Genomic DNA, 11,881 nt, shown 5'->3' with positions numbered 1-11,881 from the left:
TAGGCGCAGAATGCAAGGCATAACAATTTTGGGCGCCACGGGCTCGATTGGTGTTTCAACTCTCGATGTACTGGCCCGCCACCCCGAGCGCTATTCAGTGCATGCACTGACGGCACATAGCCGCGTCGACGAACTTGCCGCGCAGTGTGAACAATTTCGACCAGCCGTCGCGGTAGTCGGTACCGCCGACGCAGCGCAACGATTGTCGCGGATACTGAAGCAAAAAGGCCTGCATACGCAAGTTGAGTACGGCGAGGCGGCACTTTGTGCGGTCGCCGGCGCACCCGAATGCGATGTTGTAATGGCCGCGATCGTGGGCGCCGCCGGACTCATGCCGACGCTGGCCGCGGCACGTGCGGGCAAGAAGCTCTTATTGGCCAATAAGGAAGCCCTGGTCATGTCAGGGCAGCTGTTCATTGATGCCGTCAACATCAACGGCGCCACGCTGTTACCGATCGACAGTGAGCACAACGCGATATTTCAGTGCTTACCGCACGATTACCGGCGCGTTCCGCATCAACACGGAATAGCCAGAATTTTATTGACGGCTTCCGGCGGCCCGTTTCTGACGCGTGCAGTAGAAACGCTCGACACGGTCACTCCCGAGGAAGCGGTAGCCCATCCGAATTGGGTGATGGGACGGAAAATTTCGGTCGATTCCGCGACCATGATGAACAAGGGCCTGGAGGTCATCGAGGCGCATTGGTTGTTTGGCGCGCCAGCCAGCCAGATCGACGTGGTGATTCATCCGCAGAGTGTGATTCATTCGATGGTGTCCTACGTCGACGGCTCGGTGCTGGCACAACTTGGTAATCCGGACATGCGCACCCCGATCGCACATGCGCTAGCATATCCGGAACGCATCGTGTCGGGTGTCGAGCCGCTGGATCTCGCCCGGCTCGCGACGCTCGATTTTGCGGCACCGGACTTCGATCGTTTTCCGTGCCTTAAACTGGCATACGAGGCCTTGAGGGCTGGCGGTACCGCACCCGCAGTATTGAATGCCGCCAATGAAATCGCGGTGCAGGCTTTTCTGGATCGTAGAATCGGTTTCCGTATGATAGACCAGGTGATCGCACGCGTACTTGGCAAGGTGCAGATCCAGTCCAGCGTTTCCTGCGTCGACAGCTTGCTCGAGCAAGACCGTCTGGCGCGACTTGAGGCTTATGCCTTGATCGACTGATGATACTGTTACAGACATTGTTGGCATTTGCTGTTGCGCTTGGATCGCTGGTGGTGATCCATGAGCTCGGGCATTATCTGGTTGCGCGCTGGTGTGGTGTCAAGGTGCTGCGTTTTTCGGTCGGTATGGGGAAGGTCGTTTTCTCCCGTCGACTGGGACGCGATCAGACTGAATGGGCGATTTCGATGTTGCCGCTGGGCGGCTATGTGAAAATGCTCGACGCCCGCGAGCAGGATGTCAGCGCATTGTCCGCGCAGGAGCTGCAACGGGAATTTACCCGGCAAAACGTGTGGCGTCGTATCGCCATCGTGGCCGCTGGACCTATCGCCAACTTCATGCTTGCCATCGCGATATTTTCCGCAATTTATGTGCATGGCACCCCGGAACCGGTGGCCCGGTTGCGAGCGGTCGCTGAAAATACGGCAGCCTATCAAGCTGGCCTGCGCGGCGGCGAACTGATCGTGGCAGTCAATAACGAACCGATCCAGACCTGGGCGGATCTGCGCTGGAAACTGATTCAACTCGCACTCGAAAAAACCCCGGCACGGCTGCAAGTGCAGCGCCCCGTACCGCCAGGACCAGATCGCAATCACTCCGACTCCGTCACGATTCGGCTGGATGGTGTGACGGCGGACGATCTCGATGGCGATTTTTTAGCTAAACTGGGCGTCGCGCTCGCGCGGCCCAAGGCGACGCTCGGCAAGGTTGAACCGCAAGGTCCAGCCATGCTGGCAGGACTGGAACAGGGCGATCTGATACTGGCCGTCAACGGCAGACCGATTGTCGACGGCCTCGACTTTGTCGAACGGGTGAGGGCGTCCGCCGGCAAGCCGCTCACAGTCAGCGGCTTGCATCATGGCCAGGACGGGACGGAATTTAACGTGACGGTGATCCCGCAGTCCGAAGTCGTAGCAGGCCATGTCATCGGCAGAATCAAGGTCGAATTGCCGCTGGCGCCGGAGATGGTCACGATCAGCGTGTCACCGTACACGGCACTGGTCAAGGCCGTCGTCCGAACCTGGGATACCAGTGTGCTGACGATCAAAATGCTCGGCAAGATGGTGCTCGGCGAAGTCTCCTGGAAGAATATCACGGGTCCCATTACGATTGCCGACTATGCGGGCCAGACCGCGCGTGTCGGCGCGATCAGTTATCTCAGCTTCATCGCCTTTATCAGCATCAGTCTCGGCGTGATGAACTTGCTACCCATTCCCGTGTTGGATGGGGGGCTTTTGCTGTATTATTCGCTGGAAGTTTTGACCGGACGCCCAGTATCGGAGCGGTTCGGCGAAATTGCCCAGCGCGCTGGTATGGGCATACTTCTGACTTTGATGATCGTCGCTGTATTCAACGACATCATGCGCCTCATGTCCTAAAAATTTTGCGACCCCTGGCTCACTGCATGTCTGACAAGTCCATAGATAAAAACGATAGCCAATGAAATTACATTCCGAGCGCCTGTCCCTTCCGAATTTCCGCCGTCATCTCGTCGCCGCAGCAGTCTTCGCCTTATGCACCGCTCCCGCGTTGGCGATCGAACCATTCAAGGTGAAAGATATTCGTGTCGAGGGTATTCAGCGCACCGAAGCCGGCACCGTGTTTTCCTATTTGCCGGTACGCGTCGGTGAAACCTTCACCGACGAAAAAAGTGTGACCGCAATCAAAGCGCTGTACGCGACCGGGTTCTTCAAGGACGTGCGCATCGAAGTCGAGGATGGTGTACTGGTGGTGCTGGTTGAAGAACGTCCGACGATTTCAACGGTCGATTTCTCCGGCGCAAAATCGTTTGAGAAAGACGTGCTGATCAAGGCATTGAAGGAAATCGGCGTAGGTGAATCCCGCATTTTTGACAAGGCTTCGGTCGATCGCGCAGAGCAGGAACTGAAACGTCAATATCTGTCGCGTGGCTTGTATGGCGTACAAATCACCACCACCGTGACGCCAATCGAGCGCAATCGCGTGACGATCAATTTTGCCGTGAATGAAGGCGAGGTCGCGCGCATCAAGCAGATTAACTTCGTCGGCAACAAGGCTTTTACCGATGGCCAGTTGAAGGAGTTGATCGACCTGAGAACGCCGGGCTGGTTTACCTGGTATACCAAGGCGGATCAATATTCGAAGCAAAAATTGACCGGCGATATCGAGGCCTTAAGGTCTTTCTATCTGAATCGCGGCTATATCGAAATGCAGGTGGAGTCGACCCAGATATCGATCACACCGGATAAGAAAGACATTTATATCACCATCAATATCAACGAAGGTGAAAAATACACGGTGTCGAACGTGAAGCTGGAAGGTGAAATGTTTGGCCGCGAAGATGAGTTGAAATCGCTGATCCTGCTGAAAGGCGGCGATGTTTATTCGGGCGACAAACTGACCGCGAGCACTAAAAGGATTTCGGAGCGGATGGGTAATTTTGGCTATGCCTTCGCCAATGTGAATGCGAATCCGGAAATTGATCGAGAAAAGAAGGAAGTGGCATTCACCATCCTGCTCGATCCCGGCAAGCGTGTGTACGTTCGCCGTATCAACCTGGCCGGCAATACCAAAACGCGCGATGAAGTGATACGTCGTGAATTCCGTCAGTTCGAGGGGTCCTGGTACGACGGCAACAAGATCCGCCTGTCGCGCGACCGCGTCGACCGCCTGGGTTACTTCAAGGAAGTCAACATCGACACGCCGGAAGTGGCTGGCACCAATGATCAGGTCGACGTCGCGATGACTGTGGTGGAAAAACCGACGGGGAATTTCCTGTTCGGTGTCGGCTATTCGCAAGCGGACAAATTCTCCATTTCCAGTTCGATCCAGCAAGCCAACTTCGCCGGTAGCGGCAACACGGTCGGCGTGGAGGTCAACACCGGCGCCCGTAACCGTACTATTTCAGTTTCGCAAACCGATCCGTATTTTACAGATGACGGCGTTAGCCGCAGTTATTCACTCTTTTTGCGCACGACGCGGCCGCCCGTAAATACGATCGGCGACTACAAGGTCCAGACTTCCGGCGGCAGCGTTAACTTTGGCGTGCCGTTTTCGGAATTGGATACGGTGTTTTTCGGGCTGGGGTTGGAACGGACCCGCGTCGAAACTTTTCCCGACAGTCCTTATCGTTATAAAAAATATGTCACCGATTTCGGCGACGGCGTAAATGCGACGACTACCTCGATACCGTTGACCGCAGCATGGCAGAGAGACAACCGAGATAGTGCGATTACGCCGACGATGGGTCGCTATCAACGTGCAAATCTGGAGCTGGACGTCATTGGCAGCCTGAAATTTTATCGCGCGATCTATCAGCATCAATATTTCAAGCCGATTCTCAGCAATATAACGCTGGCTTTGAATGGCGAAGTTGATTTTGGGCACGGCATCGGCGGCAAGGCTTATCCGCTGTTCAAGAACTTCTACGCCGGCGGTATCGGTTCGGTGCGTGGCTATGACAGTTCGTCGCTTGGCGCACGTGATCCTGTCAATGGCGACCCGCTCGGCGGCGCATCGCGCATGTTTGCCAATGCTGAATTACAATTTCCGTTCCCTGGGTCAGGCAAGGACCGCACCTTGCGCTGGTTCACATTCGTCGACGGCGGGAATGTCTATCAGGAAGGCCAGAAAATGAGTTTTTCGGAATTGCGCTATTCTGCCGGCATAGGAATGAGCTGGATATCGCCGCTGGGGCCGCTAAAGATAAGTTATGGCAAGGCTTTGAACGCAAAACTGGGTGACCGAAAGCAGAATTTCCAGTTTCAGGTCGGAACCGGCTTCTGATCCCCCACCGGCAAATACACATTTGAATGACGGAGAACGACCTTGAAGTCCTTAACTGCATCAGCTTCTGTCTCTAAATATATCGCCTTGGTGGGCTTGTGCGTGTGCACATTCGCCCATGCACAAGAAGGGAAAATCGGTTTCGTGAGCACCGAACGTATTTTCCGTGAGGCAACACCAGCCAAGACTGCGCAGGCAAAAATTGAGCAGGAGTTTTCCAAACGTGACAAAGAGATTCAGGATCTGGCTTCGCGACTGAAAACCATGTCCGAGAAACTGGATAAGGACACCAGCGTGTTGTCCGAATCGGATCGTGTCAAACGCCAACGTGAACTGACCGATCTCGACAAGGACTATCAGCGCAAACAGCGCGAATTTCGCGAAGATCTGAACCAGCGACGCAATGAGGAACTGGCGTTGGTGCTGGAGCGCGCCAACAAGGTGATCAAGCAAATCGCCGAACTGGAAAAGTACGACATCGTATTTCAGGAAGCGGTTTATGCCAGCCCGCGTATCGATATCACCGACAAGGTATTGAAGGCGTTAAACAAATAAGACCGTGCTGTCAATTGGTCAGCAGGGTTGCACTTGTTTTTCAATCATTTTGCATTTAATTTCCGCAGTTAGTTGCTGCGCTCAATCTTTGTTAGGACCGCGATGAGCACTCGACTGGGACAGTTGGTCGAACGCTTGGGTGGGCAATTGATGGGCGATCCGGATATCGAAATATCCGGCATCGCGCCGTTAAACGACGCCAACGCCTCGCATATCACTTTCCTCGCCAACCCGAAACTGCGGCAGCAGGCAGCGCAGACGCAAGCTGCGGCGCTGATACTGTCGGCGACGGACGATACCAATATTGCTGGCCGCTATGCCGGAGCCCGCATCATTGTTGAAAACCCGTACGCCTATTTTGCCAGGACGGCGCAGTTGTTTGCCGCGCAATCGGCGCCGCCGATCGTGCCGGGCATCCATCCGTCAGCGATTATTGATCCATCGGCACAGGTGGCAGCAACTGCCTGCATCGGTCCGCATGTGTCGATCGAGGCCGACGCCATAATCGGTGACCGCTGCATCATCGATGCCGGATGTTTCATTGGACGCGGTGCGGTCATCGGCGCCAACACCCATCTGTTCGCACGCGCGACTTTTCACGCCGGTTGCCGGATTGGCAAAAACTGCATCATCCATTCCGGCGCGGTGATTGGCGCAGACGGATTCGGTTTCGCCAATGAAGGCGGCACCTGGATCAAGATTCCGCAAACCGGCGTGGTGGTCATCGGCAACGATGTCGAAATCGGCGTCAACACCAGCATTGACCGCGGCGCGTTGGCCGATACCATCATCGAAGACGGCGTCAAACTGGACAATCAGATTCAGATCGGTCACAACTGTCATATCGGCGCGCATACCGCGATGGCCGGTTGTGTCGGCGTCGCCGGTAGTGCCCAGATCGGCAAATACTGCACCTTCGGCGGCGCCGCGATGGTGCTGGGACATCTGACCATCGTGGATCACGTGCATATTTCATCGGGCAGCATGGTGTCGCGCTCGATCCTTGAGGCTGGCCAATATACCGGTTTTTATCCACTGTCAAAAAATGCAGATTGGGAAAAATCAGCCGCCATCGTGCGCAATTTGTCATCCATGCGTGAGAAAATCCGCAAGCTCGAAAAAACCATTAAATCGCTAACGCCCACATCCAAAGAATAATGAAGACTCTCGACATCACCCAAATCAAGGAATACTTGCCGCACCGCTATCCGATGTTGCTGGTCGATCGCGTACTGGACTGGGAAGCAGGCAAGAGCATGACGGCCATCAAGAACGTGACCGCCAACGAGGAATTTTTCAACGGCCACTTCCCGCACAAGCCGGTCATGCCGGGCGTGCTGATGATCGAGGCGCTGGCGCAGACCGCAGCCTTGCTGTCGTTTTTGACAACGGGTCAGAAGCCGGATGACAAGTCGGTGGTGTATTTCATCGGTATCGACGGCGCGCGCTTCAAGCGTCCGGTGGTGCCGGGCGACCAGCTAAAGATGGAAGTGCAGATCCTGCGCAATGCACGCGGGATCTGGAAGTATGCCGCCAAAGGCTCGGTTGACGGCCAACTGGCGGTCGAAGCCGAGCTGATGTGCACGATGCGCAGCGCGACCGACGCCAGCCAGCCCGCGGGTCAGTAATGGCTGGTATCCATCCCAGCGCGCTCATCGATCCGAAGGCAGAACTCGATAGTTCGGTCGCCGTGGGTCCCTACGCGGTAATCGGGCCCCACGTCAAAATTGGCGCGGGGACCACCGTTGGACCGCATGTCGTGATCGACGGCCACACCACGATCGGCCGCGACAACCAGTTCTTTCAGTTTTCGTCGATCGGTGCCGCGCCGCAGGACAAAAAATATGCGGGCGAGCCGACCCGACTCGAGATTGGCGATCGGAATACGATCCGCGAGTTTTGTACTTTTAATATTGGCACCGCGCAAGATGCTGGCGTGACCCGCATCGGCAGCGACAACTGGATCATGGCCTATGTCCATATTGCGCATGATTGCCAGTTGGGTGATCAGATCATTCTGGCCAACAACGCGACTCTGGCTGGCCATGTGCAGCTGGATGACTGGGTATTCCTGGGCGGTTTCACGACCATTCACCAGTTCTGCCATATCGGGGCCCATGCCATGACGGCCTTCACCGCGGCGGTCAGCCAGGATGTGCCGCCGTTCGTCACCGCGGCAGGCAATCGCGCAGCCCCGGTCGGCATCAATGCCGAAGGCTTGAAGCGGCGCGGGTTCAGTAGCACGCAGATCGCAGCCATACGCCGCGCCTACAAATTACTCTACAAATCCGGCTTGTCGCTGGAAGAGGCCAAGAGCGCGCTGGAAAAGGAGCAAGCCAGCGCGGTAGAGTCGTCCGCACATATCGGCCTGCTGCGCTCTTTCCTCGACGGCGCGACCCGTGGCATCATCCGCTAACGAAGGCGGCGCGCCATCGATTGCGATGGTGGCCGGTGAAGCCTCCGGCGATTTGCTGGCCGGACGGTTGTTATCGGGCCTGCGCCCGCAATTGCCGAACGCCAGATTGCATGGTATCGGCGGCCCACATATGGCCGAATATGGCTTCCACAGTGCCTGGCCAATGGAAAAGCTGACGGTGCGCGGCTTGTTCGAAATCATCCCTCGTTACCGCGAAATCAAGAAAATCCAGAACGATCTGCGCGATCAATTGCTGGCCGACAAACCGGACGTGTTCATCGGTGTCGACTATCCGGGCTTCAATCTCGGGCTTGAAATGCAGTTGAAACGCGCCGGCATTCCGACCATGCATTTCATAGGGCCGCAAATTTGGGCCTGGCGCGGCGGACGCATCAAGAAAATCGCGAAAGCGGTGTCCCATATGTTGGTGGTGTTTCCGTTTGAAGAGGAAATCTACCGAAATGCCGGGATACCGGTAACCTATGTCGGGCATCCGCTGGCGGAAGTGATTCCGCTGCAACCCGATGTCGCTGCGGCGCGCAGCAAGCTGGGTCTTGCGCTGGACGCGCGGGTGGTAACCATCATGCCAGGCAGTCGGACGTCGGAACTGAAGTACAACACGATCGCATTTATTGGTGCCGCCAAACTACTGGCGCAGCGCGATCCGGCACTGCGCTTCGTCGTGCCGATGGTGGGCCAACGGCAGCGCACCTATTTCACGGAGTTGGTGGCAGCGGCTGGCATGCAGGATGTGCCGCTGCAGTTGATCGATGGCCAATCGCACGTCGCGATGGCGGCGGCCGATGCCGTGCTGGTCGCATCGGGCACTGCGTCGCTGGAAGTTGCCTTGTTCAAAAAACCGATGGTGATTGCCTACAAGATGATGCGCGCATCGTGGGAGATCATGCGCCACATGGGCTACCAGCCATGGATCGGCTTGCCGAACATTCTGGCGCGCGATTTTCTCGTGCCGGAATTGTTGCAGGATGCCGCGACCCCACAGGCGCTGGCCGATGCTTTATGGACCCAGCTCAACGACCAGGCCTTGCGCGCCACGCTGCAGCGCCGCTTCACCGACATGCATCACTCGCTGCTGCGCAATACCGCGCAGGAAAGCGCGCAGGCGGTGCTGCAGGTAATGCGGCAATCGTCAGGCCGCCAGGCGCGCCCTAAACTCGATTAATACGGAACATCAGTGACACCTCGCGAATTCAGTTTGCCTTTGTTCGACCACGCCAACGAGCTGCTCTGCGGCGTGGATGAAGCCGGGCGCGGCCCCTTGGCCGGGCCGGTATTTGCGGCAGCGGTGATCCTCGATCCGCTGCATCCGATCGACGGCTTGCGCGATTCCAAAAAACTGACAGCAGCGCGGCGCGACCGGCTGGCAGTCGAGATCAAGGCGCATGCGCTGGCCTGGTCCATCGCGCAGTGCTCGGAAGCCGAAATCGACCAGCTCAATATCCTGCAGGCGACGATGCTGGCGATGCGGCGCGCGGTGGAAGGGTTGAGTACCCGGCCGACCCTGGCGCTGATCGACGGCAATCGCTGCCCGGTACTGACGATCCGATCCGAGGCCATCGTGCAGGGCGACGACACGGTGCCGGCGATTTCGGCGGCGTCCATTCTGGCCAAGACTGCGCGCGACGCGCTGCTGGCGCAATTGCATCTGCAATACCCGCAATATGCGTTCGACCAGCATAAGGGCTATCCGACCGCGTTGCATCTGGAGCGGCTGCGGTTGCATGGCGTGTCGCCGGTGCATCGCCGCTCCTATGCGCCGGTCCGCATTCTGCTGGAAAAATCGTGATGCGCAGCTAATATACTCCAGTGTTAATCATCTTGATCCGCATATAAGACAGATGAACATCGAATATACTCACCAGAACGTGCTGAGAATCTGACTGGCACAAGCAACATCGTGCCAACCTCCCACTGAACAGCCTTGACCATGAAGCATATTACGTCCCGCGACAACCCGCTCTACAAGGAGCTGAAACACTTGGCGACCAGCTCGCAGGCGCGTCGCCAGGCGGGGCGCACGTTGCTCGATGGGGTTCACCTGTGTCAGGGTTACTTGCAGTATCGCGGTGCGCCGCCGTTGTGTCTGGTTGGCGAAGGCGCCGTGGCGCATCCGGAGGTGGCCGATATCCTGGCCCAATGTGGGGCCCCGCCCACCCAAGTCATCGTGCTGCCCGATGCGCTATTTGGCGCGCTGAGTCAAGTTGAACATGGGATCGGCCTATTGTTCGTCGTCGATACCCCGCAGCTGGAATTGCCCGCAGCGCTGACGGAGTCGGCGGTGCTGCTCGACAATCTGCAGGATCCGGGCAATCTCGGCTCGATCCTGCGCAGCGCGGCGGCGGCAGGCATCAAACAGGTGTTTTGTAGTGCCGGCACCAGCTTCGCGTGGTCGCCCAAAGTGTTGCGGGCCGGCATGGGCGCGCATTTTGTGCTGACGATTCACGAAAATGTCGATCTGGCGGCCTTGATGCGAGGCGCCAGCGTGCCGGTGCTAGCGACCAGTTCGCACGTCGAGCAGACCATTTATCAACTGGATTTACGGCAGCCGGTGGCGTGGCTGTTCGGGCATGAAGGGCAGGGCGTGGCCGACGATTTGTTGGCCCTGGCACGGCACAGGGTCATGATTCCCCACCGGGGACCGATGGAATCGTTGAATGTGGCGGCCTGCGCGGCGGTGTGCCTATTCGAGCAGGTCCGCCAGCTGGAAAATTGATCATTGCGTTAATACTCCAGTCATACTTGGATGTATTCGCACGTAATATATAAGGTTATTGCCTATACTGGCGGCAAATAACGAAATGCGCGGCAATCAGGATTTAATTTCCTGCAATATCGTCGTTGCGATTTCCTCGATCGACTTGGCAGTCGACGACAGCCAGCGGATCCCTTCGCGTCGCATCATGAGTTCCGCCTCATTCACTTCATAACGGCAATTCGCGATTGACGCATATTTGCTGCCTGGCATGCGCTCGTTGCGGATTTCTGACAGGCGCTCGGCGGTAATGCTGAGGCCGAAAATCTTTGATTTGAACAGCGGTAGCGCCGACGGCAGTTTTCCGCGCTCGAAATCTTCCGGAATCAACGGGTAATTCGCGGTTTTCAGTCCGTATTGCATCGCCAGATACAGGCTGGTCGGTGTCTTGCCAGAGCGCGACACGCCGACCAGGATCACGTCGGCGGTCGACAGGCTCTTGTGCGACTGGCCGTCATCGTGCGCCAACGAAAAATTAATCGCCTCGATCCGGTTCTTATATTCCTCACTATCGACGACATTGTGGCTGCGGCCGATCGTATGCGTCGATTTCACCCCCAGTTCCTGCTCCAGCGGATCGACGAAGGTCTTGATCAGGTCCATGTGCATGCCGTTCGATTGCCGGATGATGCTCGACAAATCGTGCTTGACCAGCGTCGAAAACACGATTGGGCGCTTGCCGTCGTTGGTGTAGGCCTCGTTGATCTTGCGCGCCGCGTCGTGCGCCTTGTCGATGCTATCGATGAATGGCAGACGGATCTGCCGGAAGCGCAGCTCAAACTGGGTCAGCACCGAATGGCCGAAGGTCTCGGCAGTAATGCCGGTGCCATCGGACACAAAAAACACGGTGCGCGCGGCGCTGCTGGCGATATTGGAAGGCGGGATGGTATGGTCTGGCATCATGGTATCGTTCGGTGAATTGGCGCCGCGGTGCTTGACCGCACGTTATTCCATTTTCAATCAAACCTGCACTTTGTTGTCGGCTGTTGCCTTACTAAAGTAAGGACTGCGAGCCGCCGCGTTCAGCGTTGATTTGAAAATGGAATTAAATCGCGCCAAAAGTTGGTATTGTGCACTGCCAAATTCGGGCGCGACCTGTAAAATGTCGCCCAATGGCTGGATCGCGGCACTGCAACAGAAGAATAACAAAAGCAGGGTGACGGCGCGCATAAAGATTTCTTATCATTAAAAA

The 11,881-nt window shown here is 56.8% G+C and carries 12 protein-coding genes; 10 read left to right on the top strand and 2 right to left on the bottom strand.

The genetic code is table 11. The features are described 5' to 3' along the window. Positions 1 to 10 precede the first annotated feature (10 nt). The 10 genes from ispC to ACFOFO_RS12880 all read left to right on the top strand — a co-directional run bounded on the left by ispC (position 11) and on the right by ACFOFO_RS12880 (position 10,650). Positions 11 to 1,183, top strand: a complete 1,173-nt coding sequence (ispC, locus tag ACFOFO_RS12925; protein ID WP_390324689.1) for a 1-deoxy-D-xylulose-5-phosphate reductoisomerase — start codon at positions 11 to 13, stop codon at positions 1,181 to 1,183. Continuing rightward, the gene (gene rseP, locus ACFOFO_RS12920; RefSeq protein WP_390331714.1) at positions 1,183 to 2,559 is read left to right on the top strand and encodes an RIP metalloprotease RseP; all 1,377 of its coding nucleotides are present in this window, start codon (positions 1,183 to 1,185) and stop codon (positions 2,557 to 2,559) included. Before ispC ends, rseP begins: the two co-directional genes overlap by 1 nt. 61 nt (positions 2,560 to 2,620) lie before the next feature. Then, complete coding sequence (gene bamA, locus ACFOFO_RS12915) at positions 2,621 to 4,945, top strand: outer membrane protein assembly factor BamA (RefSeq protein ID WP_390324690.1); 2,325 nt, start codon at positions 2,621 to 2,623, stop codon at positions 4,943 to 4,945. A gap of 81 nt (positions 4,946 to 5,026) precedes the next feature. Continuing rightward, the gene (locus ACFOFO_RS12910; RefSeq protein WP_390328068.1) at positions 5,027 to 5,500 is read left to right on the top strand and encodes an OmpH/Skp family outer membrane protein; all 474 of its coding nucleotides are present in this window, start codon (positions 5,027 to 5,029) and stop codon (positions 5,498 to 5,500) included. A gap of 102 nt (positions 5,501 to 5,602) precedes the next feature. Then, entirely contained in the window at positions 5,603 to 6,658 is a 1,056-nt protein-coding gene (gene lpxD, locus ACFOFO_RS12905) for a UDP-3-O-(3-hydroxymyristoyl)glucosamine N-acyltransferase (protein ID WP_390331713.1), read from the top strand. Further along, a complete protein-coding gene (gene fabZ / locus ACFOFO_RS12900) occupies positions 6,658 to 7,128 on the top strand; it encodes a 3-hydroxyacyl-ACP dehydratase FabZ (RefSeq protein WP_390324692.1) in 471 nt (156 codons plus the stop codon). The genes lpxD and fabZ overlap by 1 nt, the downstream gene beginning before the upstream one ends. Next, the gene (gene lpxA / locus ACFOFO_RS12895) at positions 7,128 to 7,916 is read left to right on the top strand and encodes an acyl-ACP--UDP-N-acetylglucosamine O-acyltransferase (protein ID WP_390324694.1); all 789 of its coding nucleotides are present in this window, start codon (positions 7,128 to 7,130) and stop codon (positions 7,914 to 7,916) included. The genes fabZ and lpxA overlap by 1 nt, the downstream gene beginning before the upstream one ends. A gap of 25 nt (positions 7,917 to 7,941) precedes the next feature. After that, positions 7,942 to 9,099: a lipid-A-disaccharide synthase gene (gene lpxB / locus ACFOFO_RS12890; RefSeq protein ID WP_390328070.1), complete on the top strand. Its 1,158-nt coding sequence runs from the start codon at positions 7,942 to 7,944 to the stop codon at positions 9,097 to 9,099. A gap of 12 nt (positions 9,100 to 9,111) precedes the next feature. After that, complete coding sequence (gene rnhB / locus ACFOFO_RS12885; RefSeq protein WP_390324696.1) at positions 9,112 to 9,723, top strand: ribonuclease HII; 612 nt, start codon at positions 9,112 to 9,114, stop codon at positions 9,721 to 9,723. 141 nt (positions 9,724 to 9,864) lie between these two features. Next, positions 9,865 to 10,650 carry a TrmH family RNA methyltransferase gene (locus ACFOFO_RS12880; protein WP_390324698.1) on the top strand — a complete coding sequence of 262 codons (786 nt, stop codon included), beginning with the start codon at positions 9,865 to 9,867 and terminating at the stop codon, positions 10,648 to 10,650. A gap of 96 nt (positions 10,651 to 10,746) precedes the next feature. Here ACFOFO_RS12880 and ppsR read toward each other — a convergent pair whose 3' ends face one another. Both ppsR and ACFOFO_RS12870 read right to left on the bottom strand, forming a co-directional pair. Then, positions 10,747 to 11,592, bottom strand: coding sequence for a posphoenolpyruvate synthetase regulatory kinase/phosphorylase PpsR (ppsR, locus tag ACFOFO_RS12875; RefSeq protein ID WP_390331711.1), 846 nt, complete (start codon positions 11,590 to 11,592; stop codon positions 10,747 to 10,749). A gap of 57 nt (positions 11,593 to 11,649) precedes the next feature. Further along, complete coding sequence (locus ACFOFO_RS12870; protein WP_390324702.1) at positions 11,650 to 11,859, bottom strand: hypothetical protein; 210 nt, start codon at positions 11,857 to 11,859, stop codon at positions 11,650 to 11,652. Positions 11,860 to 11,881 lie beyond the last annotated feature (22 nt).

This window comes from Pseudundibacterium arcticum, from assembly GCF_042646465.1.
GTDB classification, from domain to species: Bacteria; Pseudomonadota; Gammaproteobacteria; order Burkholderiales; family Burkholderiaceae_D; genus Undibacterium_A; species Undibacterium_A arcticum.
This window is presented reverse-complemented; position numbering and strand designations above follow the sequence as displayed.

Coding starts and splice junctions, on each gene's coding strand:
- lpxA (WP_390324694.1), top strand. CDS start 7,128: ATGGCTGGTATCCATCCCAGCGCGCTCATCGATCCGAAGGCAGAACTC.
- ppsR (WP_390331711.1), bottom strand. CDS start 11,592: ATGATGCCAGACCATACCATCCCGCCTTCCAATATCGCCAGCAGCGCC.
- ACFOFO_RS12880 (WP_390324698.1), top strand. CDS start 9,865: ATGAAGCATATTACGTCCCGCGACAACCCGCTCTACAAGGAGCTGAAA.
- ispC (WP_390324689.1), top strand. CDS start 11: ATGCAAGGCATAACAATTTTGGGCGCCACGGGCTCGATTGGTGTTTCA.
- lpxB (WP_390328070.1), top strand. CDS start 7,942: ATGGTGGCCGGTGAAGCCTCCGGCGATTTGCTGGCCGGACGGTTGTTA.
- rseP (WP_390331714.1), top strand. CDS start 1,183: ATGATACTGTTACAGACATTGTTGGCATTTGCTGTTGCGCTTGGATCG.
- ACFOFO_RS12870 (WP_390324702.1), bottom strand. CDS start 11,859: ATGCGCGCCGTCACCCTGCTTTTGTTATTCTTCTGTTGCAGTGCCGCG.
- bamA (WP_390324690.1), top strand. CDS start 2,621: ATGAAATTACATTCCGAGCGCCTGTCCCTTCCGAATTTCCGCCGTCAT.
- fabZ (WP_390324692.1), top strand. CDS start 6,658: ATGAAGACTCTCGACATCACCCAAATCAAGGAATACTTGCCGCACCGC.
- lpxD (WP_390331713.1), top strand. CDS start 5,603: ATGAGCACTCGACTGGGACAGTTGGTCGAACGCTTGGGTGGGCAATTG.